Origin of the sequence: Mycobacterium sp. NPDC050853, from assembly GCF_040653875.1 — a bacterium.
In the GTDB taxonomy this organism is placed as follows: Bacteria; Actinomycetota; Actinomycetes; order Mycobacteriales; family Mycobacteriaceae; genus Mycobacterium.
The window spans coordinates 329728-354027 of the sequence record NZ_JBFAGW010000003.1 but is presented as its reverse complement, the minus strand read 5'-3'; the positions used below and the strand labels follow the sequence as shown (position 1 = coordinate 354027).

Sequence of the window (24300 nt, the reverse complement as noted above, 5' to 3'; positions counted from 1 at the left end):
CATGGACATCAACGAAATAGCTCCCACTGCAACACAATTCCTGGCCGACCAGGCCGACCGTTGGGGCGACCATCCCTGGCATCCCTGGTTCCTGGTGTTCCCGATCCTCTTCTGGACCCTGGTGATCGTCGCGATCGTCTCTGCCCGACGCCGTTGGGCCGGACGCCAAGGCGAAGGCACCTTGCGTGACGTGTACGCGCGAGGCGAGATCACCGAGGCTGAGTATCGGGACCGCCTGACGATGCTGCGCGGCACCCGCCGATAACGGCACGTCACATCCGCTTGGAGCCCGCGGATCAACGCATTCGCGACCTATGGCCTGGATGCGATACCCTTGCGGGGCTTCAAAGCGGGGTGTGGCGCAGCTTGGTAGCGCGCTTCGTTCGGGACGAAGAGGTCGTGGGTTCGAATCCCGCCACCCCGACGCTTGAAGTAAGGCCCTGACCAAAGATCCCCGGTCGGGGTCTTTTTCATGGGCATGGCGGATCAGTGCGTTGCACCGGGGCCATGTCATGGTGGACGGCGTGACTCTCTCTGCACTCGCATCACATCCTGTCGCCCTTGCGGCGATCGCGGTCGCTCTGCTTCTCGTGTGGAAGCTACGCAAGGCCGTGATGCTGATCGGTGTACTGGCAGCGCTGGTGCTCCTGGTCGCCATGTACCGGTAACAGCTAAGCAGGAGCACGCGACATTTCATTCGGTAAGGTTTGTCAAAACCCGACGATGGGAGTCTCCAGATGAAGAAACGCCTTGTGAGTGCCTGTGCAATCGCGCTGGCCGCCGCACTCAGCGGACCCGCCTTGGCTGCCGCGGCACCCGCAGACGACCAGCAGATCAGGGACATAATCGCCGGTGAGGCAACGGCGATTAAGTCACTCGACAACGCCAAGCTGTCCACCTTCTTCTGCGACAAGTTCCGCGGAACCATTGCCTCCAAGAGCGCTGACGACCAGATCCCCCCGATGTCTGAAATCTCCGGCTATGGCCCGGGGATGATCAGTGCCGTCGCGTCAGCTGCGGGAGTCTCCGGTCCGACCACCCAGGCACTGACCACCGCGATCCAGAACAACGACGACAAGGCCTACCGGTCCTCGTTCCGCAATGCGGCTCGCGAGGTGCTGTCCGGCGTCACCTACAACGTCTCGGATATCAATGTCACCGCGCCGACGGCGACTGCGGCGGTCACCGCGCAGGGTCATGACGTCACCGCCAACCAGCAGCGCGAGTTCGTTCAGGAAAGCGGGAAGTGGAAGGACTGCACCGACCCGGAGAAGCGGGCCGAGACCTCGGGCAATCCGCTACTGACAGGGTTGCTGCACTGACGCTCTAAAACTTCAGAACTAGATCAGGCCGCCCGCGTCCCCAGGGACGTAGGCGGCCTGATCTGTGATGGCTCGCCGCAATATTCGGTAGTGCTACTCCGGCCCGATCTCTAGGCTGGATTCGTTTGTGCCATAACCGATTACCTTAAACAAGATAGAGCCGATGTCTGACTTCTCCCCGATCATCACCGATTTCTGGCGCAGCTACATCGGTCGGGGCACCGTCCTACACCGCGGTGACACCTTCCAACTGGCCGTCTACCCCGCCCTCGACGAGGACCGTCAGCTGATGGTGCTTCAGACGGCCGATGGGAAGACCAGCGTCACCCTTGTCCCTGAGCTTGCCGAACGCGCCGGAATCAATGGTGCCCAGGATATTTCGGAATCCGATTTCTGGACCGGTCTCGATAAGGCCGGTATCGCGATGCACGGTGCGGACAACCTGTTTTATTTCACCGATTCCGCGCGGAAAGCCTTGGTCACCGAGGCCTCCACCGGAGACATCCGTCAGCTGACGGCAGATGACAAGGCCATCTTCACGGCCTTCGGATCGGCTGCGTCAGCACAGGATTTGGATAATGCCCAGGTGGAACTGGACCACTGGGCGGTGTTCGGCTCCTTCGACAATGGCCGTCTGGTCGCGGTCTCCAGCATCTATCAATGGGAGGACGCGGCGATCATGGATCTCGGGGTGCTGACGCTGCCGATCTTCCGCGGCAAGGGGCACGCACGAGGACTGGTGCGTGCCGCGTTCCGATACGCGTGCGCACAGGGTTACGAGCCGCAGTATCGGTGCCAGGTGACCAACGCGGCGTCCAGCGCACTGGCTCCCGCCGCCGGACTCACCCTGTTCGGCACCCTGGATGTGATCGCTGACTAGAGCCGACGGGTCAACCGGGTAGCGATGAGCGGGGCGATCTTGTCGGCCAGGTAGGCGTGTCCGGCATCGTTGGGATGTACACCGTCGTAGCCGATCAGCTCGGGTCGCCCGACGAACCATCGTTCGGCCAGCGGATCCACCCAGGCTGCGCCGATCGCATGGGCCTCGGCATACAGGATGTCCCGCAGCTGGATCACGACATCGGGGACATCTGCCGTCGGCCACGGCGGGCCGATGACGAGCAGCTTGGCCGCCGGTGCCATGCGGCGCGCCGACTCCAGCGTGCTTCGGGTGACCGCGGCGTACACGTCCGGGTCGACGCCTTGGTCATTGCGCGATCCGAAGAACACCACCAGCTCATCCTCGGGGTGTACCACCCGGCCGGTGAGATCGGAGAAGACACTGCCGTGGTCGCCACGCACGCCGTATCCGGCCCGGCCCTCGGCGGCGACGTCGGCGCTGACGCGGACCCCTTCACGGCTCAGCGTCCGCCATACCAATGACGTCCATGACTTTGCGCCCAGGCCGCCTTCCTTGGTGCCGGTCGTATACGAATCGCTGACGACGGCGACATGGTTCAGACCTGAACCGGAGTTGAGCAGGCGGTAGGGGCGCTCGGGCGCGGGCTGCTGGGCAGCCACACCAAAGAGAAACGCGAATGCGATGACGAACGCGGCCAGACGGACCACTGCTACCTCCCACTGTCCCCAGCATTTTACGGGCTCAAACCCGGCTGTGGCACAGCGTTATTCGTTTGAAACTAACGGCGCGTTACGGCGGTCGATACCGGCTCGTGGTCGGCGCTCGCGAGGTGTTGGTGACCATTGTGAGAGGAGTGGTCGGTGACCGCGGGCTTGGTAACGCCGATCATGCTGCGCATCCAGCGGCGCCCCGGTTCCTCCACCCAGTGGTAGAGCGCCATGGCGAGCACGACGGCCAGCGCCAGCAGACCCAGCATGATCCAGCCGCCACCCGGGTCCCGGAGCGCGAGCTCGAATTGCTTGGCGGCCCAGATCCACGCGGTGTGTACGAGTTCATGCACCATGTACAGCCCGAAGGAGATCTGCCCGCCGTAGACCATGACACGTGTCGAGAGCAGGACCGGCAACGAGCCGACTCCCACCGCCAACGCCATGACCAGCGGCACGAACAGAATGTCGACCAACCCGCTGCTATCGGTGACATGCGAGATCGGGTTGGCGTCCAGGTAATAGAGAGCGCCGACGATCACGATGATCATCAGCAGCGCGAGGTAACCGGCCGCCTGGCGCGCGCGGTGAGTCAGCCGCAGTCGGCTCACCGCAGCGCAAGCGAGTGCGCCCGCGGTGAACTGCATGACGATGCGCGGGAGCCAGCTCCACGGTGTGTAGAACTGGCCCGTCAGCAGCAGCATGATCACCGGCGGCATCGAGGCGACCACGGCCAAGATCATGAGGCTGCGGGCACGTGTGGCGTGGGCCATCCGGAAGACGACCAGGATCAGGGCGCCGAAAAGTAGGTACGCCAGCCATTCCGCGCTGATCGACCATGCCGGACCGTCCCAGCTGGAGCCGTCGAAGAATGGCTGGAACCACAGCTGCACCAGGAAGAGTTGGCGCACATAGCTGACCGCGTTGAAGCCGCTGGTGACAGCGGGCTCCGGCGGGATGTGCCCGACATGCATGGTGAAGATCAGCCACAGGGCGGCCAGATGCAGGGTGACCAGGTAGACCGGCCACACCCGGGCCAGGCGCAGCCACAGGAAGTGCAGTGTTTCGCGGGTGGACCAGCGGTCGCCCATGCGGTCGAGGTAGTTCCAGGTCAGGACGAAGCCGCTGAGAATGAAGAAGAGGTCGACGCCCTGAGCGCCGCAATTGAGGACAGGTGCCAGCGCGGACCGGAATCCTGGGACGGATTCCTCCAGCAGCGGGCGGAAGTGAAAGAGCACAACCCAGAGCGCGGCGATGATGCGAAGTCCCGTTAAGGCCTTGATCTCTCCGCCGCGCACAACTCTCTCCGTCAGGCTCGCTACCAGCTCTTTCGCGCTTCCTTGCGATCAACCGGTCGAGCACGCCTCCCCGCGGCCCAATTCCGGCGTTCTTCGGAGACTAACAGCGCAACCTGCCAAAGCCTGAATCTCGGAACTGCCGCCATGCCGCGTGTGCGGACATATCCACCCCTCGGTAAACGCCCGGGCAGCATGGCCCCACTCTCGCCTCTCCATCCGGCACACTGGCATAGAACGCCATGACCGCAGCCGCGCTAGGACAGACACACAGATGACGCAACCGCAGTACCCCCAGGGCCAATACCAGCCCCAGCAGTTCCCCGGATACCCACAGCCCGGCCAGTACGGCCCACCACCCGGCTACACGCCGAAACCACCCCGGCCCCCCATGTCTCCGCAGCAGAAGGCGCTGGCCCTCGTCGGCGGGTCGCTCGGCGTCTTCCTGGTTGCACTGCTGGTCCTCGGCCTCGTGACGACCAACTCCAGCGCCGAGCGGACAACGGCGGCATCCGACCAGGTCGTCGACGCGCCCCGCTCCTCCGGCGGCGGCAACGAGCAGGACATCAAGGCAATCAAGCAGACCATCGCCGGTATGGCGGAAGCCTCCAAGGCCAATGACTTCAAGAAGTTGCTCACCTTCTTCTGCGCCAAGTACCGCGAAGCGTTCAAAGACATCGCCGGCAGCGGCAAGGCACCCGACCTCAGCTCGTTGACCAAGTCGGATAACGGCCCCTCGAAAATCACCGGCCTCGATATCGACGGCGATACCGCCGTCATTCACATCACCGATGCCAAGGGCAAGCACGACATCGAATTCAAGAAGGAGACCGGCGGCTGGAAGTTCTGCCCGGGGGCGTAGCAGCACCACTTATCCGCGAGTGGATTCCACCGTGGCCGTTGGATATTCGGCGAACCCTCGGCATCCACCGCCGCGGATCGAGTGATCCTGCCTACCGGGTGTCACCGGGCGGAGCCATTACCCGCGGCTCGCATACCCCGGATGGCCCTGGGGTGCTGACGATTTCACGCATCAACAAGACCGTTCAGGCCAAGGCCTGGGGCGATGGCGCCGAATGGCTGCTCGATCACCTTCCGCGCCTGCTCGGCGCCGACGACGAACCCGAAGCACTCGCCCCCAAACACGATGCCGTCACGAGACTTATCCAAGGCGCCTCAGGCGTACGACTGGGCGCCACCGATCGCGTCTGGGAAGCCCTCGTCCCGGCCATGCTGGAACAAAAGGTGCCCGGCGCCGAGGCCTGGCGCGCCTGGCGGTATCTCCTCAACCATTTCGGCACCGACCTCAACGAAACCAAGATTCCACCGGCCCAACGGGAATGGCTCGACATCCCCTCCTGGGAGTGGCACAAATCCGGCGCCGAACCCGTCCGCATACGCACCATCCGCACCGCTGCCCATGCCGACATAGAAACCAAACCAGAGCACCTGACCGTAATCCCTGGCATCGGACCGTGGACCGAGGCGGAGGTGCGAATACGCGCCCTCGGCGATCCTGATGCCGTCCCCGTTGGCGACTATCACATTGCCGGCCACGTGGGGATCGCGTTGACGGGCCAGAAGGTCGACGATGCCGGGATGCTGGAACTTCTGGAACCCTATGCCGGGCAACGCTATCGCGTCATTCGGCTCATCGAGCTCGTGGCCCCGAAACCAGTGCGGCGCGGGTCCCGGATGCCGGTACGCGACTACCGCAGTTTCTGAAATCTGACAAGCAGTTTCGCTGCGATTGTGGATAACCATCGGGTTGTGGATAACCCCTGATGATTGTCGGTTGTCGTCAATAGCCTTTGGCCATGAGTTCGATCGACGATCTGACAAGTGCCACCGCAGCCGTGGCAGGGTCGTCATTCGATGAGCTCAACAATCCCGAGTTACTCACGGCACTGAGACGATTGGAGGCTGCGCAACGTCAGATCACCGCGGCCTCACACACGCTGCTGGCCCGGCTCGTCGCACGCGGGTCGCCGGTCGAGCTGGGCGGCACATCATTCGCCGACGTAGTGGCGCGGCGCCTGTCGATTAGCACCGCTGCCGCCCGCCGCCGCCTGGCCGACGCCGCGCATCTCGGCCCGCGGCGCGCAATCACCGGCGAGCCGCTGGAGCCCCAACTTCCGCACACCGCGCTCGCCTTGCGAGAAGGCCGTCTCGGCGACGAGCACGTGCGGATCATCCGCAGGTTCTTCGACGTGTTGCCCGACGCTGTCGACGCCGATACCCGCGCAGTCGCGGAGGAGCGCCTGGCATCGATGGGAACCGAGTTTGGCCCCGAACAACTCCGGGGCGGCGCCGATCGGATCGCGGCTCTGATCAATCCCGACGGCCGATTCTCCGACGTGGACCGTGCCCGCAGGCGCGGGGTATCGATCGGACGCCAAGGAGCCGACGGCATGAGCCCCGTCAGCGGCCTGCTGGATCCGGAAACCCGGGCCTACCTCGATGCGGTACTCAGCAAGTTGGCGGCACCGGGCATGTGTAACCCCGCCGACGAATCTCCCGGCACAGGGGATGCGCCCGACCCGGCTGCTGCGGAGCGCGACACCCGAACCACTCCCCAGCGCAACCACGATGCACTGCGAGCCTGCCTGCGTAGCACCCTGGCTTCGGGTGGACTGGGCTCCCACCATGGACTGCCTGTCACCGTGGTGGTCTCGACGACGTTGAAGGAACTGCAGAGCGCCTCCGGCCGTGCGGTTTTGGGTGGCGGCAACCTGCTGCCCATCCCCGACCTAATCCGCATGGCTGCACATGCGCACCACTATCTCGCGGTGTTCGATGACGCTGGCGCACGCCCGCTGTACCTGGGGCGTTCCAAACGGATCGCCACCCCCGATCAGCGAATCGTCTTGCACGCCAAGGATCGCGGTTGCTCGGCGCCGGGCTGCACGGTGCCCGGGTATCTCTGCCAGGTGCATCACGTCGACGAATGGTGCGGCGACGGACCCACCGACATCGACAACCTCACCTTCGCGTGCGGCCCGCACCATCGGCTGCTTCAACAGGGCTGGATCACCCGAAAACGTCGCAGCAATGGATTCACCGAGTGGATTCCGCCGCCGCACCTGGACACGGGCCAGTCCCGCACCAATGACTATCACCACCCCGAGCGGTTCGTCCGGGACAGGGGATGGTGACGAGCGCCCAAGGTCTACCCCAGGTGCGCCGAAAGCAACCACGCCGCAACCGATGACCGGCCGTCGGGCTCGACCTGATGCTTGGCGAAGCCCTGCGCCACGCCCGGTTCGAATCCGCGGAAGTTCCCGTAGATCTTCGCCGGGCGGATCTCATCAATGGCCCAGTATTTCGAAACCACGTCCCGCAGTTCGTTTTCGGTCACGGCGTTGACGGGCGATTCCGCCGGGAACGCGGCGCGATCGAAGACCAGGACGTAGTACCGCGCCCCTGGCGCGGCGGCCCGGACGATCGAACGCTGGTAGCCCTCGCGCAGTTCGGCGGGCATCGAGTGGAAAAGCGTTGAATCGATAATGGTGTCAAAGCGCCCGTCATACCCGGTGAACGCCGAGATATCGGCAACCGCGAAACTGGCATTCGTCAGGCCGCGTTCGGCCGCATAGCCTTTCGCCAACTCGATGGCCTTGGGTGCGGAGTCGAGCCCGACGGTGGTGTGCCCCACCTCCGCGAGATACAGCGAGGTCGCCGCCTCGCCACAACCGGCGTCGAGCACCTCACCGCGCACCTTGCCCTCCGCAATCAGCGTCGCGATTTCGGGCTGCGGTTCACCGATGCTCCACGGCGGCCGGACACCCAACCCGTCGGGACGCTCGCCGCGATACGCGGCCTCAAACGCGAGATCGAATTCCTCTGTAGCGATGTTCTCAGTCATACCTTCAGAATGTCAACCCGCTTGACATATGTCAAGGACACTGACATGCAAATCGGAAGGCAATTGCCAGAAACCTCCCCAACCGCCAAAATGGAGAAATGAGCAACGACGAGGGGGGCGTCAGCCCGTTTCCGCTACCCCCGGGACCCCCGCCGGCCTACCCTCCCCCCGGCTATGGCTATCCCTCTCCACCGGCGTACGGCTACCCACCGCCGGGAGGTGGCTACCCATCCCCGCCTCCCGGTTACCCGAGTCCGGCCCCCGTGCCTTACTGGGTGCGGCCCGAACCCCCCGCGTTGAAGCCGGGTGTCATCCCGTTGCGGCCCCTGGACCTGTCCGCCCTGTACAACGGAGCGGTCGCCGCCATCCGGGCCAACCCCAAGGCAACCATCGGCCTCACAGCATTCGTCGTCGTCCTCAGCCAGCTGTTGACCTTCGCGTTGCAGGCAGGCCCCATCGTCGGGCTGCTCGGCGGTGCCGCCGGCTTCGACGCGAACCGTGACGACGCATTTGCCGCCGCATTCGGGATCGGATACTTCGGCGGGGCATTCATCGGCTACGTGATCACCATGCTGGTCACCATCGTTCTCAGCGGCATGCTGACGGTCACCGTCGGGCGCTCGGTTTTCGGCGAACACACCACCCCCGCGGCAGCATGGCAGCGTGCCAAACCACGCATATGGGCCCTCATCGGGCTGGCATTCGTCTCGGGCCTACTACTGGCCCTGCCCCTCGCGGTCGGCATCGCCGGCGTCGTCGGGCTTGCACTCACCGTCGGCCCACTAGGCGCGGTACCGGCCGGCTTCGCACTCGGGTTCGGCTTCCTGGCGCTGTACTTCTATCTGATCCCCGTGTTCGCCCTCGCCTCACCGGTGCTGATCCTGGAGCGCCAGAACGTCTTCGGCGCACTGAGCCGGTCGATGTCGTTGGTGCGCAAGGGCTACTGGCGCCTACTGGGCATCCTGTTGCTCACATCAATCATCGTCGGCATCGTGGCAGGCATCCTGGGAATGCCCTTCAGCATTGCCGGACAGGTCGCCATGGGCATGGGCACCTCGCACACCAGCAGTACGACGATGATCATGGGCCTGGCGCTAACAACTGTCGGCGTCATCATCGCTCAGATCATCACGCTCCCGTTCAACGCCGCAGTGAACGTGCTGCTCTATACCGATCAGCGGATGCGCACCGAGGCATTCGATCTGGTCCTGCAGACCGAGACCAGAACACGGGAACGCCTCGGACAGCCGGGCATCGATCCCGATGCCTTGTGGCTGCCCGCATATCCCCCGGTCCAGGTGTAATGGCGGCCGTCGACATCGACCGTGAAGCGGCGGCCGAGGCGGCCCAACGTGAACTCGCCAAACCGATCTACGAACATCCCTCGCCGCCCGACCGTCTGATCAATTGGATCATCGAGCACCTGGACTACTTGGAGTTCCGGGCCAGCGAGCTTCCCGGCGGCTGGTTCACCATCCTGATGACCACACTCATCGTGATCGCCGCCGTCGTGCTGCTGGTCCGCATCGCCCGCAGGTCGGTCCGGACCAATGGTGCCGATTTCGGCCTCTTCGAATCTGGCGAGCTCACCGCGGCGGAGCACCGCGCAGCCGCGGAACTTGCTGCATCCCAGGGGGATTGGTCCTCAGCCATTCGGCACCGGTTGCGTGCCGTGGCACGTCAGCTCGAAGAACGCACGATTCTTACTCCGGTGCCGGGGCGGACCGCCAATGAGCTCGCCGCCGCTGCGGGGCGTGAACTACCTTCGCTTACACAGGAATTCCGGTCGAGTGCGGAAGTCTTCAACGACGTGAGCTACGGCGATCGACCGGGTACCGAGCAGTCGTACCGCAAGATCGCCGACCTGGACGACCACATCCGCGACGCTCCGATCCTCGAGACATCCGCGGAACCCGGCGTGAGGACGACAGGTTGGGAGACGGTGCGGTGACCACCAGCACCGCGACATCACCGCGCCTCCGAGACCGCTGGCGGACCTGGGCGTGGATATTGGCCGCGTTGGCCGGCATCGTCGTCACCGCCCTACTCGTCACCAAATCGCCTCGGCCCGAGGGTTATCTCGACCCGGAGGCCGTCACACAGCGCGGCGGGCACGCGCTTGCCCAACTGCTTCACGACCGCGGAGTCACCGTCACACGCGCCACCACCATTGACGAGCTCCGCGCGGCCACGCGCCCCGCCAGCCAACTTATGGTGCTGGACAACGGGAACATCTCCGACGAGATACTGGATGCCCTCGCCGAGCTTCCGGGAGATCGCCTGCTGCTGACGCCCTATTCCGACACCCGAGAGCGGCTGGCCTCGCAGGTACGCATCACCTCGTATCAAGGCGACGAGATCGTCGAACCGAACTGTGATCTACGGGAAGCCCGGCAAGCCGGTGCGATTCAGACATTCATCGGCCCCACCTACACCTTCACCAACCCCGGCCCGGGCCAAACCAGCTGCTACGGGGGCACGCTGGTGCGATATCAAGATGGCAACCGGACCATCACTGTGCTGAGCGATGAGACCCCGCTGACCAACCTGCAACTGGCCAAACAGGGCAATGCGGCTCTGGCCATGAATCTGGCAGGGCGATCCACCCACCTGGTCTGGTATGTACCCGAAAAACCCAAGGTGGGAACTAGCGCCCAACCGAAATCCATGGGGGACTTGATTCCCGACCAAGTCAGTATGGCTGTCTGGCAGTTGTGCATCGTCGTGTTACTGCTGGCCATATGGCGAGGCCGTCGTCTGGGCCCGATTGTCGCCGAGAAGCTTCCGGTCGTCGTGCGCGCGTCCGAAACCACGGAGGGACGCGGACGGCTGTATCGGTCACGCCGCGCCCGAGACCTCGCCTCCGAATCGCTGCGCGAAGCGGCGCGGTACCGAGTCGTGCACCGCCTAGGTCTCCCGGTCGACGAGTCACCGCAGGTCGTCACCAACACCATTTCGCAACGAATCGGCCGCAATCCCACGGAGATTCACCATGTGCTGTTCGGTCCCGTCCCGTCGGACGACCAACAGCTCACCGCACTCGTCCAGCAGCTCGACATTATCGAAAGGCAGGTCCGCGACTCGTGACACACGCAACTTCCACCGGAGATTCCGAGGACACCGCGCGCAACGCCCTCGCCGCATTGCGTCAACAGATCGCCACCGTGGTCGTCGGACAGGACTCGGTGGTCAGCGGTCTGGTCGTCGCGCTGTTGTGCCGCGGACACGTGCTCCTGGAAGGCGTGCCCGGTGTTGCGAAAACCCTTTTGGTTCGCACACTCTCGGCAGCGCTGTCCCTCGATTTCAAACGTGTGCAGTTCACCCCCGACCTCATGCCCGGCGATGTGACTGGGTCGCTGGTCTACGACGCGCGCACCGCGGCATTCGAGTTCCGCGCCGGTCCCGTGTTCACGAATCTGCTTCTGGCCGATGAGATCAACCGCACGCCGCCGAAAACCCAGGCGGCACTGCTGGAGGCCATGGAGGAACGTCAGGTGACCGTCGACGGCACTGCGCGCCCACTGCCGGATCCGTTCATCGTGGCCGCGACCCAGAACCCTATCGAGTATGAGGGCACCTACCAGCTGCCCGAGGCGCAGCTCGACCGATTCCTGATGAAGCTCAATGTGTCCCTGCCGGAAAGGGATCAAGAGATCGCCATCCTGGAGCGGCACGCACAAGGCTTCGATCCACGGAACCTGTCGCATGTGAGGCCGGTGGCCTCGGCCGCAGATCTGGAGGCGGGCCGTGCCGCGGTGGGCCAAGTGCTGATAGCCCCCGAGGTACTCGCCTATGTGGTCGACGTCATCCGTGCCACCCGCCAGTCGCCGTCGTTGCAGCTCGGTGCATCGCCCCGCGCGACGACGGCACTGCTGGCGACGTCACGCGCATGGGCGTGGCTTTCCGGCCGCAACTACGTCACCCCTGACGACGTCAAGGCAATGGCCCGACCGACCCTGCGGCATCGCATCGGATTGCGCCCGGAGGCAGAGCTGGAAGGCGCTACCGCCGACCGTGTTCTAGACGGCATCCTCGTCACGGTTCCGGTGCCGCGGTAGTGATTCTCACCGGACGCTCGGGATTGGTGGCGCTGCTGGGTGCGCTGCTGATTCTGGTGTCGCCGTGGCCGGTTCGATTGTTCTGGTTCTTACTGCTGGCGCTGGTGGCGTTGGTTGTCATCGATATCCTCGCCGCTGCCAGTCCACGCCGGCTCACCTTCACTCGGTCGGGGCCTGACTCCATCCGGCTCGGCGAATCCGCGGATATCGCGCTGAAGATCCAGAATCCTGGCCGCCGGGTCCGCGGTTGGGTCCGCGACAGTTGGGCACCGAGCATGCGTGCCACGCCGCGCGCACACCCGTTGAATCTGCGTACCGGCGAACGTGCCCGGGTCGTCACCGCGCTGCGGCCGCTACGACGTGGCGACCACAGACCCGCGACGGTCACGGTACGCACGGTCGGACCACTGGGGATGGCCGGACGACAGGGACGCCATGACGTGTCATGGCAGCTACGGGTGCTGCCCCCCTTCCTGAGCCGCAAGCATCTGCCATCCAGACTGGCCAAGCTGCGCGAGCTCGAGGGCGCCATCCCGGTTCTGATCCGCGGCCAAGGTACCGAATTCGACTCTCTGCGTGAATATGTCGTCGGCGACGATGTTCGGTCCATCGACTGGCGCGCGTCGGCGCGGCGCAACGATGTGGTGGTTCGCACCTGGCGCCCCGAACGTGACCGCCGGATTCTCGTCGTCCTGGACACCGGCCGCACGTCGGCGGGGCGTATCGGGGTCGATCCCACATCGGGCGATCCGTCCGGCTGGCCGCGGCTGGACTGGTCGATGGACGCCGCATTGCTGTTGATGGCATTGGCATCTCGCGCCGGTGACCGCGTGGATTTCCTGGCCCACGACCGCACCGTGCGCTCCCAGGTATCGGGCGCATCGCGCAACGAGCTACTTCAGCTAGTGGTCAATGCGATGGCGCCCCTGGAGCCCTCACTCATCGAGTCCGATGCACGCGATCTCGTAGCGACCATCCGCCGCAGGTCCCGTCATCGTTCCCTGATCGTGCTCCTCACCGATCTGAACCCGACGGCACTGGAGGAGGGCCTGCTGCCGCTGCTTCCTCAGCTGACCAGTCATCACCATCTGCTGGTGGCCGCCGTCAGCGATCCCCGCGTCGAGGACATGGTGAGACCCGGGAGCAGCACCGGACCGGGGGAAATACGGTCATTCGACGTCGAGCAGGTTTACGACGCTGCAGCCGCGGAACGAACCCGAGGGGAACGCCGCCGTATCGTCACGCTGTTACGCCGCCAGGGGGTCGAGGTTGTCGATGCTCCGCCCGACGAGATCGCCCCGGCGCTTGCCGACCGGTATCTGGCATTGAAGGCGTCCGGCCGCCTGTAGGGCTCAGGAGGCCTGTGGCACTAGGAAGCCGGCGCGTAGTCCGGAGCGTTCTCGATATCGCCGGTTTCGTTGGCGGCCACTCCCCGTCGCCCGAGGATCACGATATACGCCAAGAACAGTGCCTCCGTGGTTACGCCGATTCCGATGCGCGCGAACGTCGGTAACGACGACGGGGTGACCAACGCCTCGATGAGACCGCTCACCAGTAGCACCGCGACCAGCCCTCCCGCCACGGACATGACGGCACGACCCTGTTCGGCAAGCACCTGTCCGCGTGGCCGGTCGCCGGGATCAATCACCGTCCACCCCAAGCGCATTCCGGCCGCCGCAGCAAGGAAGACGGCGGTGAGTTCCAGCAGGCCGTGCGGCAGGATCAGGCCGAAGAACACGTCTCCGCGGCCCGCGGCCACCATCAACCCACCGGCCAGGCCCACATTCGCCGCGTTCATGAACAATACGTACGGGATCGGGATACCCAGCAGCACCGCGAAGATGACGCATTGCGCCGCCACCCATGAGTTGTTGAGCCACACCTGTAGCGCAAACGAGGCCGCCGGGTGCTCGCTGTAGTAATTCTCGAAGTCCTCGTTGACGAGCTGCTTGATCTCGTCAGGAGTCCCGATGACCGACTGCAGCTCGGGTGAATGCACCACCCAGATACCGACGGCTACCGCCACCACCATCGACCCGACCGCCGCGCCGAGCCACCAACGCCAGCTGCGGTAAGCGACCACCGGAAAGGACACCGTCCAGAAACGGATGAAGTGGCGCCACAGCGGAGCACTCTCACCAGTCACCGCGGATCGCGCCCGGGCAACCACGGTCGACAGCCGCCCAACCAGAGCCGGATCCCCCGACGCCGATCGCACGGTGGACAGATGTGTCGACACCTTCTGATACAGCTCGACCAGCTCATCGATCTCTGACCCGTTCAGGCGCCGCCTGCGCTTGAGCAGCTCGTCCAGCCGGTCCCACGTCCCCCGGTGGGTGGCGACGAATGCGTCCACGTCCATCTGGCAAATACTAGATGGATGAGCCGCTTGCGCGAAGACCGAAGGTAGGGTTCGAGCCATGTCGGAGTTGGTGACAGGTGACGCGGTCGTCCTGGACGTCAAGGTGGCTCAGCTGCCGGTACGGGTCGTGTCCGCGTTCATCGACATCTTCGTCCAGATGATCGTGCTGTACGCGGGCATCTTCGTTGTGGCACTCTCACTGTCGCAGTTTGACGAGGCACTGGCGGCGGCGCTAAGCATCGCCTACGGGGTACTGGCATTGGTTGGCTATCCCGTCATCTTCGAGATGTCCACCCGGGGAAGATCCCTCGGCAAGATGGCCATGGGATTGCGTGTGGTATCCGAGGATGGTGGCCCAGAATGCCTGCGGCAGGCCATCATCCGCGCGCTGTCGGCAGTCGTGGAGATCTACATGTTCATGGGGGCGCCCGCCGTGATCAGCAGTCTGGTGTCAGCCAAGGGAAAACGCCTCGGCGACATCTTCGCGGGCACCATGGTGATCAGCGAGCGGGGTCCCAAACTCCCTCCGCCACCGGTGATGCCACCGCAGCTGGCCTCCTGGGCACAGACACTGCAACTGTCCGGGCTCACCACCGATCAGGCCAATCTGGCTCGCCAGTTCCTCAATCGTGCACAGCAGTTGTCACCACACACCCGCGATCAGATGCTCTATCAGATCTCCACCGATGTACTCGCCAGCATCGCGCCGCCACCACCGCCGGGCACTCCCCCGCAGTTCATGCTCGCCGCGGTGCTGGCGGAACGCCACCGCCGCGCATTGGAACAGATGCGGCCGGCTTATCCGCCGACGCCGTTCCCCGCACCCTCGCCCGGTTGGGTGCCTGCGCCGCCGACCGTCCCTGAACCTTCTGAGTCTCCCCGGGATACTTCGGGTTTCGCTACACCTGGCTGACCCCCAGCGGATTTCTTCGCATAGAGCGAACCACCTATGGTCGCCGCGACGATGGTGACCAGGGCGCCGAGGATAAGTGCCGAGGCCTCGCCGTGGATGAGTGACTGCTGCTGCTCGCCGATCGCCGCCGCCGCGATGGGCACCCCGAGCTGAGCCGCTGCCAGCGCACCGAGCGACAGCGGTTGACCGAAGAAGCGACTGACCATATGAGCGAGGACGGCCGCGGCACCCAGGCCCACACCGAGCAGGATGAGCTTGGGGTTCTCACCGAGCTCGCGCACATGCAGCGACGCCCCCAACCACACGAAGAACAGTGGGGAAAAGAACCCCTCGGTAAATCCGAAAAGCTGCTTGGCCAGCCGACGCGGCTCCCCGACACCTGCGACGACAAGCCCCAATGCGAACCCGGCCAGCATGATCGACACGTGGGTCTCCACGGCCAGCGCTGCGAGCCCGAAGACGATGGCCAGGCTGATCCGTAACTCCATTGCCACGCGGCGCTGTTTCGAATAACGGTGGAACCGGTCGAGTTGTCCGGCCTGATCGAGTGCCCGCAGGATCACGAAGAGAATGCCCGCGCATGCCGCCACGGCGATCGCACCCACCGCCGCGCGGGGTGCGTGCTTGAGGTCGATAACCAGGGGTAGCAAGACAATCGATGCGGTATCGGCGATGGCCACCTGAGCGGTGGCACTCAGCACCTTGGGGCCTTCGAGACCCAGCGAGTCGATGACCGGCAGCACCAACGCCGCCGACGAGGAAGCGATGAGCACCGCGTATAGCGGGGCATGCCCGGTGTGGAAGGCGTTGGCCAGCAGCACACCCAGCACCGCGGCAACCACACCGACCGCGATGGCGCGCAGCGCCGCCCTGGGCAGCGCGGCCACCATCGTCTTATCGCGTACCGGTACATGCGTGCCTGCGACGAACATGACCAGAGCGAACCCGACGTCGGCGAACATCTTGAATGTCGGATCGAAGGCGTCGATCCAGCCGAATCCGGTGCGGCCAATGACGATTCCGGCGATCAATTCGCCGATGACCACGGGAATCCGCAGCCGCGTATTGAGCGCCAGCAGCGGTCCGACCAGTCCGACCAGGACGATGATTGCCAGGGTCGGGAAACCGAAGCCACTCATGGAGTTACTGCCAAGAGACCAGATGGCAGGGAATATCGGTGTTTTCGTCGGATATATAGCTAGCGCAGACCCGGTGGTAACCGTCCGCGATTTCCAGCCGCGCCCCGGAACGCGCGTCCCCACGCACCAGCAAGATCGGGGACAGCGCCTTGTCCTTGGCGATCTTCGCAAGGTCGCGGGCCACATGGGCATTGGTCTTGGGCAGCATGTCCAAGTGAGCCGCCCGCAGGATGTCCTTGGCCTTGCGGCACTCCAGCGTCGCATTGCGCAGCGCCTTCACGGTCCGCTTCACCACATCGGTCTCACCGACGAGCGTCAGGTAGTCAGCCGCCGCTGCGTAGTCATGGTCCTCGGGTTCATCCAGCCACTTCACCGTCATGGCGGCCACCCTACGGCGCCTGCCTGGACGGTTCCTCTCAATGGCTCCGAATCGTCACCGAAAGTTTTCGTTGCATCTCGATCGGTTCCGATATATCGTTATCTATCGAGAGGCGCTACCGCCTCCCCCAAGCACAAGGAGATACGCATGACTTCCCACGAGGAAAGGGCCGAACAGTTCCGGCCCGACACACCATTTGGATTTGGATTCGGATTCGACCCCACACGTCGCGGACCAGGCTCACGAGGCCGTCGCCACGGTGGCCGTCAACATGAATGCGATCCGCACGGCGAATCCCACGAGCGGGCCTGGGCCGGCCACGGCGGACCGGGCGCGTTCATGCGCGGCGGATTCGGTCCCGGTTTCGGGCCCTTCGGTCGGGGCCTCGGTCCCGGATTCGGTCCCGGGTTTGGCTTCGGTGACCAGCCGCGGGGACGCGGACGAGGACGTGGCCAGCGCGGCGACGTCCGGGCCGCCATCTTGGCGCTGCTAATCGAGCGTCCGATGCACGGCTACGAGATGATCCGTGAGATCGCGGAGCGCAGTAACAACATCTGGCGTCCGAGCCCTGGTTCGGTCTATCCGACATTGCAACTGCTCGTCGACGAGGGCCTCATCACCGAGACCGAGGGCAGCGGCAGCCGCAAGCAGTTCGAGCTCACCGAGGAAGGTAAATCGACCGCCGAGAAGGTCGATACCCCGCCCTGGGACAAGATCAACGAAGACGCCGACCCGTCGGTACTCGACCTGCGTTCGGCACTCGGCCAGCTGATGGGCGCAGTCGCGCAATCGGCACACGCCGCCTCACCCGAACAACAGCAGCGGATCATCGAGATCGTGAACTCTGCCCGCAAGCAGGTCTACGGCATCCTCGGCGAAACCGAGTGAGACCTTCCTAAGGTCCCACCACGCGGCCCGTCACGGCACCCCGTACATCGGGTGCGCCGAGGCGGGCTGCGTCGGCCGTTCTATCATCGGGCGCGCGTTGCGATTCACGCTCGGCGGCAACGCGTTTCTGATAATGCTCGACCTCGCGATCGATATCGGCAGCGTCCCAGCCGAGCACCGGAGCCACCAATTCGGCGGCTTCCCGGGCCGCAGCATCGCCACGATCCCAGGTCTCGATCGCGATCCGTGTCCGCCGGGCGAGTAGATCGTCGAGATGCAGAGCACCCTCATGGCTGGCGGCGTAGACGATTTCCGCCTTCAGGTATGACGGCGCGCCATCCATCGGCATGCCCAGCTTCGGGTCATCGTCGATAAGTCCCAGCACCTCGTCGATCATCGACCCGTATCGGCCGAGCAGATGCTCGACGGTGTTCACCCGCAGACCGGTACGGGCGGCCACCCGCTCACGCGCATTCCACAGCGCGCCATAACCTTCAGCCCCCACCAATGGCACCCGTTCGGTGATGGACGCCGGCACCAACCGCTCCAGACCATGCACGGCATGGTCGACCGCATCCTTGGCCATGACACGGTAGGTGGTGTACTTACCACCCGCGATCATGGTGAGTCCCTTCACCGGGCTGGCCACCGCGTGTTCCCGCGAGAGCTTGCTTGTGGAGTCCGACTCACCCGAAAGTAGTGGCCGCAGACCGGCATACACACCTACTACGTCATCGCGATCCAGCGGATCGGCCAACAGCGCATTCGCCTGCTCCAGTAGATAGTCGATATCGGACTGACTGGCCGCCGGGTGTGCCAGGTCCAGATCCCAGTCGGTGTCGGTGGTTCCGATGATCCAGTGACTGCCCCACGGGATGACGAACAGCAGACTCTTCTCGGTACGGGTGATGATGCCCGCCGAGGAGTTGATCCGCGCCCTGGGCACCAGGATGTGCACACCTTTGGAGGCACGCACATTGAATTGCCCTCGACCACCGACCATTTGCTGAATCTCGTCGGTCCATACGCCGGCCGCGTTGATGGTCTGCCGGGCACGGACCTCGAACTCACGACCGCTCTCCAGGTCGCGTACCCGAACACCGACAACCTCATCGCGCTCGCGCAGAAATCCGATCACGCGGGTACTCGTCGCACACAGCGCCCCGTATCGGGCAGCTGTCCGCGCCAGCGTCATGGTGTGACGTGCATCGTCCACCTGTCCCTCGTAAAACTTGATCGCACCCCGGACATTCGTGCGGTTGACCGACGGAAATGCCTCAATCATCTTGTGCCGCCCCAGGTGCCGCATGTGTGACGGCACGCCGCGGCCGGCACCCATGATGTCGTACACCCCAATGCCCAACCCGGCATACACCCTGTCGATCACCGGCGCCGAGAGCGGATACAGGAACGGAACCGGCCGAGCCAAATGCGGTGCCAGCGTCTTGAGCACCAGCTGGCGCTCGCGCAGCGCCTCGAACACCAGCGAGAAGTTGAACTGTTCGAGATACCGCAGTCCACCGTGGAACAGCTTCGAGGAGCGGCTCGAGGTACCGGCCGCATAGTCCCGTGCTTCTACCAAACCGGTTGTCAATCCGCGTGTTACCGCGTCAAGTGCAATTCCTGAACCAGTGACTCCGCCGCCGATGACGAGAATATCCAGCTCGTCGGCCTCCAACCGGGCCAATGCTGCCGCTCGACCCGTCGGGCTCAACGGTTCCGTTTTCGAACTCATGAGACGTCAACCCAATCCAGTGTGCGCTGTACGGCCTTTTTCCAGCCCGTGAACCCCTCGGCACGCTGCTGTTCCGTGATCGATGAGCTCCATCGCTTATCTTCCTGCCAGTTCTGTCGCAGGTCGTCGGCGTCCTTCCAAAAACCGACGGCCAGCCCTGCCGCATATGCCGCACCCAGCGCAGTTGTCTCGGCAACAACGGGTTTGACGACGTCGACGCCGAGCGTGTCGGCCTGGATTTGCATACAGAGTTCGTTGGCGGTGATACCGCCGTCCACCTTGAGCACCTCAAGGTGCACACCCGAGTCGGCCTCCATCGCCTCGACAACCTCACGGCTCTGATAGCAGATCGCCTCAAGCGTCGCGCGCGCCAGATGCGCGTTGGTGTTGAACCGCGACATCCCCACAATGGCTCCGCGTGCATCCGAACGCCAATACGGTGCAAACAGACCCGAGAATGCGGGCACGAAGTACATACCGCCACTGTCCGGTACCTGCCGGGCCAAATCCTCGCTCTCGGCGGCGCCGCTGATGATTCCCAGCTGATCTCGCAGCCATTGCACGGCTGATCCGGTCACCGCGATCGAACCCTCCAGTGCGTATACGGGTTTGTTGTTGGCGAACTGGTAGCAGACTGTGGTCAGCAGCCCGTTCTTGGAACGCACCAGGTCTTCGCCGGTGTTGAGCAGCAGGAAATTGCCGGTGCCATAGGTGTTTTTCGCCTCGCCGGCCTCCAGACATACCTGACCGACCATGGCCGCCTGCTGGTCCCCGAGATCGCCGGTGAGCGGCACCTCACCCCGCGCGGGGCCCGAAAGCTGGGTCAAGCCATACGGTTCCGGTGATGATGAAGGCCGGATATCGGGCAGCATCTGCCGCGGCACACCGAAGAAGCCAAGAAGTTCCTCATCCCAGTCGAGGGTCTCCAGATTCATCAACATGGTGCGGCTGGCGTTGGTGACGTCCGTGACATGCACCCCGCCATCGACTCCCCCGGTCAAATTCCACAACAGCCAGCTGTCGGTGGTTCCAAAGATCGCCTCGCCGTTCTCCGCGTCACGGCGCACCCCGTCGATGTTCTCGAGGATCCATTGGATCTTGCCGCCGGAGAAGTACGTGGCCGGCGGCAACCCCGCCTTGCGTCGAATCACATCTCCCCGGCCGTCCCGGTCCAATGCGGAGGCGATGCGGTCGGTACGGGTGTCCTGCCACACGATGGCGTTGTAGTACGGGCGGCCGGTGCGCTTGTTCCACACCAGCGTTGTCTCGCGCTGGTTGGTAATACCCAGTGCCGCAAGGTCGATGGCACCGAGCCCCGTGGAGTTCAGTGCGGTAGTCAACACGGACGCGGTGCGCTCCCAGATCTCCACCGGGTTGTGTTCCACCCAGCCTGCCCGCGGCAGGATCTGCTGATGTTCGAGTTGATGGCGGCCCATCACCTCTCCGGCGTGGTTGAAGATCATGGCACGCGTGCTCGTCGTGCCCTGATCGATCGATGCCACGAAATCAGCCATTGGCGAACTCCTCGGTGTGCGAAGGGGGTTGGGTTACGAAATCGTCGTCTACAGGCAGGAAAGGTTCCACCAGGTACCGGTATAGCGCGGCGCCCAGAAGGCCACCGATAAGTGGACCGACGATCGGCACCCACCAGTACTGTGCGCCGTGCTGGTCCAGGAACGCCGTATCGAAGCCGGTGAGATACGACGCGAGCCGGGGACCGAAATCGCGTGCCGGGTTGATGGCATACCCGGCGATCGACCCCCACGCCATACCCAATCCGACGACAACCGCGCCAATCGCGAACGGCGTGGCGCTCTCGGACATGCGGATATTGCGCCGGTCCGTGATGGCGAAGATCAGGAACAGCAAGATGGCCGTGCCGATGATCTGGTCGCGCAGGCCGCCCCACAGGCTGACATCGAGCGCACCGTTACCCGGAAGCGTGGAGAAGACACCCTGTGTCGCAATGGTATGTCCGGGATCCACGGCCGCCAGCACGCTGCCGTAGTTCCACCGAACCAGCAGTGCCGCCACGAACGCCCCGGTGGTCTGGGCGGCGATGAACGGGAGCACCTGCTTCCATGGGAACCCACGGAAGGCCGCCAACGCCACGGTGACCGCCGGGTTGAGGTGCGCACCAGAAACACGAGCCGCGGCGAAGATGCCCAATGTGACGCCGATGCCCCAGGCCCAGACGATGGAGTTGTGGTTGCCGTAGTCCTGGTCCCCCGCCGTGACCACCTGCGCGACGACACCCACGCCGAACAGGATCAGGATCAGCGTGCCGACGAACTCCGCAGCCAGCTGACCCATGTGCCTCATCTCACCGAATCTAGGGGTGGGTGTCGCGGGTCACAAGGGACAGCATTCGGCATTGTCGAACGATCTTGATCGTTCCTGGCTAGCCTGGGTTCCGATGCCCGGTTCTGTGCAGGCGGTCGAACGAGCGGCTGCGATCCTGCGAGTCCTGGCCGACAGCCCCGAGCCGCTGGGGATCGGTCAGGTGGCGCGCGCGCTGGGTCTGCCCAAGCCCACCGCCCATGGACTGATCCGCACGCTGTACGAGGTCGGGTTCGTCGGCCAAGATCCGAGCACCAGCCGGTACTTCCAGTCCGGCGTGATCGCCACGCCTCCCGTGGCCCACAGCGCCAATTCGATACGTGCGCAATCGCTCAACTATGCGGACTCTCTCGCGGTTCGTTCCTTCGAAACCGTGCACGTCGCCGTGCTGGACGGTGCCGAAGCTGTCATCGCTCATCATGTCTTCGGGCCTAACGCATCCCGCGACACCGTGGACGTTGGCGCCCGGTGGCCCGCATATGCATGCGCACTCGGCAAGGTGCTCTTGGCCTTTCGCCCCGCCGCAGCCGACGCGGTGTTCGCCGAGCCACTGGAGCCCATGACCCATCGCACCGTCCGCACCCCACCACAGTTGAGACGTCAGCTGGCGGCGGTGCGAACCTCCGGGTGGGCGTGCGATGTCGGTGAGCTGTGGATCGACAATGCGGGTATCGCGGCACCGATCCGCGCTCGCGGCGGTCTGGTCATCGCGGCGATCGGCGTCAGCGGCCCCACCGACCGGCTATGCGATACCCGGCTCTTACCGCGGCCCCGCTTGGTGAATGAGGTGAGCCGTGTGGCTCGGGTGATCTCGGCCAATTTCGGATATCGGCTGCCCCGATGACGCGCTACGTAGCGGCGATCGACCAGGGCACCACCTCGACCCGGTGCATCCTGTTCGACCACGACGGACAGCTGGTTTCGGTCTCGCAATACGAGCATCGCCAGCACCATCCTCGCCCCGGCTGGGTCGAGCACGATGCGATGGAGATCTGGCGGACCACTAAACGCGTTGCAGAGGAGGCAATCTCCGCAGCGGATGCCACACCTGCGGATATCGCCGCGTTGGGCATCACCAATCAGCGTGAATCCACCGTGCTGTGGGATCGGACCACCGGACAGCCCGTGGCACGCTCGATAGTCTGGACCGACACCCGCACCGACACCCTGGTGCAGCAGCTCGCCGCCGACCATGGCGACCGGGTTCGTGAGCTGTCGGGACTCTCCTTCGAGACATACTTCGCCGGCCCGAAAATCCGGTGGCTCTTGGACTCCGACCCCAGCCTCAGAGCCAGAGCGCGAGCCGGCGAATTGATGTTCGGAACCATGGATACCTGGGTCCTATGGAACCTGACCGGCGGAGTCGATGGCGGCCTGCACGCCACCGATGTCACCAATGCCAGCCGCACCATGCTGATGGATCTACACACTCTGCAGTGGAGCGAGGAACTGTTATCCATCATGGACGTTCCCCGGTCCCTTTTGCCCGAAATACGTTCCTGCGTCGGCGATTTTGGCCACACGACCACAGCGGTGCCGGGCATTCGGATTGGCGCCATGATCGGCGACCAACAGGCGGCCTTGTTCGGACATACGTGCTTCCTTCCCGGGGAGGGCAAATGCACCCTGGGCACCGGCGGCTTCGTGCTGCTCAATACCGGTGCGACACGGGTTCATTCGGGCAATGGGATGGTCACCACGGTGGGCTATCAAATCCGCGATGAACCTCCGGTCTACGCGCTGGAGGGATCCATCGCCACCACCGGCTCACTGGTGCAGTGGCTCCGCGACGGGCTCGGGTTGATCAATGTTCCCTCCGAGGTGGAAACGCTGGCGCTCAGCGTTCCCGACAATGGGGGCTGCTACATCGTGCCCGCGTTCTACGGCATGTTCGCCCCGTATTGGGAACCGGCCGCCCGCGGTGTCATTGCCGGACTGACGGCGTACGTCACCAAGGGCCATCTCGCGCGCGCCGTGCTGGAGGCGACCGCGTGGCAGGTGCACGATGTCGTCGACGTCATGCAGGTCGATGCCGGGGTCTCACTGGCCAGCCTGCAGGTCGACGGCGGCATGACGGCCAACAACCTGCTCATGCAAACCCTTGCGGACGCAGTCGATGTTCCTATCCTGCGGACCACCGTCGCCGAGACGGTGTCCCTGGGCGCCGCCTATGCCGCGGGGCTTTCGGTCGGTTTCTGGAAGGACAAGGAAGAGCTGCGCCGCCACGGACATCGTGCGGGGCAATGGACGCCGCGAATGCCGACAGATCAGCGCGCCGCAGAGCTCGCGAACTGGCGCCTGGCCGTTACCAACACGTTGAATTGGAACACCGCATAGGAACAAGCGGCGTAAGGATCTTGTAAATCGCGGATGAGGCGGTTCGCCGAAAACCCTTACCATTCAGCGATTTCAGCTACTTCACAGCAATTACGCAG

At 64.3% G+C, this 24300-nt stretch carries 25 protein-coding genes and 1 tRNA gene; 17 read left to right on the top strand and 9 right to left on the bottom strand.

What is annotated here, in order from left to right; translation table 11 throughout:
* Window position 1 precedes the first annotated feature (1 nt).
* The 5 genes from AB0H22_RS13645 to AB0H22_RS13625 all read left to right on the top strand — a co-directional run bounded on the left by AB0H22_RS13645 (window position 2) and on the right by AB0H22_RS13625 (window position 2202).
* Window positions 2-265, top strand: a complete 264-nt coding sequence (locus AB0H22_RS13645) for an SHOCT domain-containing protein (RefSeq protein ID WP_358146916.1) — start codon at window positions 2-4, stop codon at window positions 263-265.
* Window positions 266-350: 85 nt separating this feature from the next.
* Window positions 351-424, top strand: a tRNA-Pro gene (locus AB0H22_RS13640).
* Between the two features lie 100 nt (window positions 425-524).
* The gene (locus tag AB0H22_RS13635; RefSeq protein WP_180750665.1) at window positions 525-668 is read left to right on the top strand and encodes a hypothetical protein; all 144 of its coding nucleotides are present in this window, start codon (window positions 525-527) and stop codon (window positions 666-668) included.
* A gap of 69 nt (window positions 669-737) precedes the next feature.
* On the top strand, window positions 738-1322 hold the full coding sequence (locus AB0H22_RS13630) for a hypothetical protein (RefSeq protein WP_180750664.1): 585 nt from the start codon (window positions 738-740) through the stop codon (window positions 1320-1322).
* 163 nt (window positions 1323-1485) lie between these two features.
* Window positions 1486-2202, top strand: coding sequence for a GNAT family N-acetyltransferase (locus tag AB0H22_RS13625; RefSeq protein WP_358146914.1), 717 nt, complete (start codon window positions 1486-1488; stop codon window positions 2200-2202).
* Here AB0H22_RS13625 and AB0H22_RS13620 read toward each other — a convergent pair.
* Both AB0H22_RS13620 and AB0H22_RS13615 read right to left on the bottom strand, forming a co-directional pair.
* A complete protein-coding gene (locus tag AB0H22_RS13620) occupies window positions 2199-2891 on the bottom strand; it encodes a GDSL lipase (protein WP_180750662.1) in 693 nt (230 codons plus the stop codon). The two genes, AB0H22_RS13625 and AB0H22_RS13620, sit on opposite strands and share 4 nt — an antisense overlap.
* Window positions 2892-2962: 71 nt before the next feature.
* A complete protein-coding gene (locus AB0H22_RS13615) occupies window positions 2963-4189 on the bottom strand; it encodes an acyltransferase (RefSeq protein ID WP_180750661.1) in 1227 nt (408 codons plus the stop codon).
* Window positions 4190-4460: 271 nt separating this feature from the next.
* On the opposite strand from AB0H22_RS13615, the gene AB0H22_RS13610 reads away from it, so the two are divergent.
* From AB0H22_RS13610 to AB0H22_RS13600, 3 genes are all read left to right on the top strand, one after another.
* The gene (locus AB0H22_RS13610; protein WP_358146912.1) at window positions 4461-5048 is read left to right on the top strand and encodes a hypothetical protein; all 588 of its coding nucleotides are present in this window, start codon (window positions 4461-4463) and stop codon (window positions 5046-5048) included.
* Window positions 5049-5086: 38 nt separating this feature from the next.
* Window positions 5087-5911 carry a 3-methyladenine DNA glycosylase gene (locus AB0H22_RS13605; protein ID WP_358146911.1) on the top strand — a complete coding sequence of 275 codons (825 nt, stop codon included), beginning with the start codon at window positions 5087-5089 and terminating at the stop codon, window positions 5909-5911.
* Window positions 5912-6003: 92 nt separating this feature from the next.
* The gene (locus AB0H22_RS13600) at window positions 6004-7341 is read left to right on the top strand and encodes an HNH endonuclease signature motif containing protein (protein ID WP_358146910.1); all 1338 of its coding nucleotides are present in this window, start codon (window positions 6004-6006) and stop codon (window positions 7339-7341) included.
* Window positions 7342-7355: 14 nt separating this feature from the next.
* Here AB0H22_RS13600 and AB0H22_RS13595 read toward each other — a convergent pair whose 3' ends face one another.
* Entirely contained in the window at window positions 7356-8051 is a 696-nt protein-coding gene (locus tag AB0H22_RS13595; protein WP_180750657.1) for a class I SAM-dependent methyltransferase, read from the bottom strand.
* Between the two features lie 263 nt (window positions 8052-8314).
* Here AB0H22_RS13595 and AB0H22_RS13590 point away from each other — a divergent pair, with 263 nt between their 5' ends.
* From AB0H22_RS13590 to AB0H22_RS13570, 5 genes are read left to right on the top strand one after another with little or no spacing between them, the layout of a single operon-like run.
* Window positions 8315-9355, top strand: coding sequence for a glycerophosphoryl diester phosphodiesterase membrane domain-containing protein (locus AB0H22_RS13590; protein ID WP_358147043.1), 1041 nt, complete (start codon window positions 8315-8317; stop codon window positions 9353-9355).
* Entirely contained in the window at window positions 9355-10002 is a 648-nt protein-coding gene (locus AB0H22_RS13585; protein ID WP_358146908.1) for a DUF4129 domain-containing protein, read from the top strand. The genes AB0H22_RS13590 and AB0H22_RS13585 overlap by 1 nt, the downstream gene beginning before the upstream one ends.
* Window positions 9999-11138, top strand: coding sequence for a DUF4350 domain-containing protein (locus AB0H22_RS13580; RefSeq protein WP_358146907.1), 1140 nt, complete (start codon window positions 9999-10001; stop codon window positions 11136-11138). The genes AB0H22_RS13585 and AB0H22_RS13580 overlap by 4 nt, the downstream gene beginning before the upstream one ends.
* Window positions 11135-12109 carry a MoxR family ATPase gene (locus tag AB0H22_RS13575; protein WP_358146906.1) on the top strand — a complete coding sequence of 325 codons (975 nt, stop codon included), beginning with the start codon at window positions 11135-11137 and terminating at the stop codon, window positions 12107-12109. The genes AB0H22_RS13580 and AB0H22_RS13575 overlap by 4 nt, the downstream gene beginning before the upstream one ends.
* Window positions 12109-13458: a DUF58 domain-containing protein gene (locus AB0H22_RS13570; RefSeq protein ID WP_358146905.1), complete on the top strand. Its 1350-nt coding sequence runs from the start codon at window positions 12109-12111 to the stop codon at window positions 13456-13458. The genes AB0H22_RS13575 and AB0H22_RS13570 overlap by 1 nt, the downstream gene beginning before the upstream one ends.
* A gap of 20 nt (window positions 13459-13478) precedes the next feature.
* Here the strand turns inward: AB0H22_RS13570 and AB0H22_RS13565 are convergent, their stop codons facing one another.
* On the bottom strand, window positions 13479-14471 hold the full coding sequence (locus tag AB0H22_RS13565) for a stage II sporulation protein M (protein ID WP_358146904.1): 993 nt from the start codon (window positions 14469-14471) through the stop codon (window positions 13479-13481).
* Window positions 14472-14529: 58 nt separating this feature from the next.
* On the opposite strand from AB0H22_RS13565, the gene AB0H22_RS13560 reads away from it, so the two are divergent.
* The gene (locus AB0H22_RS13560; protein WP_358146903.1) at window positions 14530-15384 is read left to right on the top strand and encodes an RDD family protein; all 855 of its coding nucleotides are present in this window, start codon (window positions 14530-14532) and stop codon (window positions 15382-15384) included.
* On the opposite strand, the gene AB0H22_RS13555 is transcribed toward AB0H22_RS13560, so the two are convergent.
* Together AB0H22_RS13555 and AB0H22_RS13550 are read right to left on the bottom strand one after the other, a co-directional pair.
* A complete protein-coding gene (locus AB0H22_RS13555) occupies window positions 15270-16523 on the bottom strand; it encodes a cation:proton antiporter (protein ID WP_358146901.1) in 1254 nt (417 codons plus the stop codon). The two genes, AB0H22_RS13560 and AB0H22_RS13555, sit on opposite strands and share 115 nt — an antisense overlap.
* A gap of 4 nt (window positions 16524-16527) precedes the next feature.
* A complete protein-coding gene (locus tag AB0H22_RS13550) occupies window positions 16528-16902 on the bottom strand; it encodes a hypothetical protein (protein WP_180750649.1) in 375 nt (124 codons plus the stop codon).
* Between the two features lie 147 nt (window positions 16903-17049).
* Between AB0H22_RS13550 and AB0H22_RS13545 the strand changes: the two genes are divergently transcribed.
* Window positions 17050-17790 (top strand): PadR family transcriptional regulator, encoded by a 741-nt coding sequence (locus tag AB0H22_RS13545; protein WP_358146900.1) that lies wholly within the window; start codon window positions 17050-17052, stop codon window positions 17788-17790.
* A 7-nt stretch (window positions 17791-17797) separates the two neighbouring features.
* Here the strand turns inward: AB0H22_RS13545 and AB0H22_RS13540 are convergent, their stop codons facing one another.
* From AB0H22_RS13540 to AB0H22_RS13530, 3 genes are read right to left on the bottom strand one after another with little or no spacing between them, the layout of a single operon-like run.
* A complete protein-coding gene (locus tag AB0H22_RS13540; protein WP_358146899.1) occupies window positions 17798-19525 on the bottom strand; it encodes a glycerol-3-phosphate dehydrogenase/oxidase in 1728 nt (575 codons plus the stop codon).
* Window positions 19522-21039: a glycerol kinase GlpK gene (gene glpK / locus AB0H22_RS13535; RefSeq protein ID WP_180750646.1), complete on the bottom strand. Its 1518-nt coding sequence runs from the start codon at window positions 21037-21039 to the stop codon at window positions 19522-19524. The genes AB0H22_RS13540 and glpK (AB0H22_RS13535) overlap by 4 nt, the downstream gene beginning before the upstream one ends.
* On the bottom strand, window positions 21032-21838 hold the full coding sequence (locus tag AB0H22_RS13530) for an MIP/aquaporin family protein (RefSeq protein ID WP_358147042.1): 807 nt from the start codon (window positions 21836-21838) through the stop codon (window positions 21032-21034). Before AB0H22_RS13530 ends, glpK (AB0H22_RS13535) begins: the two co-directional genes overlap by 8 nt.
* 103 nt (window positions 21839-21941) lie before the next feature.
* Between AB0H22_RS13530 and AB0H22_RS13525 the strand changes: the two genes are divergently transcribed.
* Both AB0H22_RS13525 and glpK (AB0H22_RS13520) read left to right on the top strand, forming a co-directional pair.
* Window positions 21942-22709 (top strand): IclR family transcriptional regulator, encoded by a 768-nt coding sequence (locus tag AB0H22_RS13525; protein ID WP_358146898.1) that lies wholly within the window; start codon window positions 21942-21944, stop codon window positions 22707-22709.
* Window positions 22706-24202: a glycerol kinase GlpK gene (glpK, locus tag AB0H22_RS13520; RefSeq protein ID WP_358146897.1), complete on the top strand. Its 1497-nt coding sequence runs from the start codon at window positions 22706-22708 to the stop codon at window positions 24200-24202. Before AB0H22_RS13525 ends, glpK (AB0H22_RS13520) begins: the two co-directional genes overlap by 4 nt.
* Window positions 24203-24300: the final 98 nt, after the last annotated feature.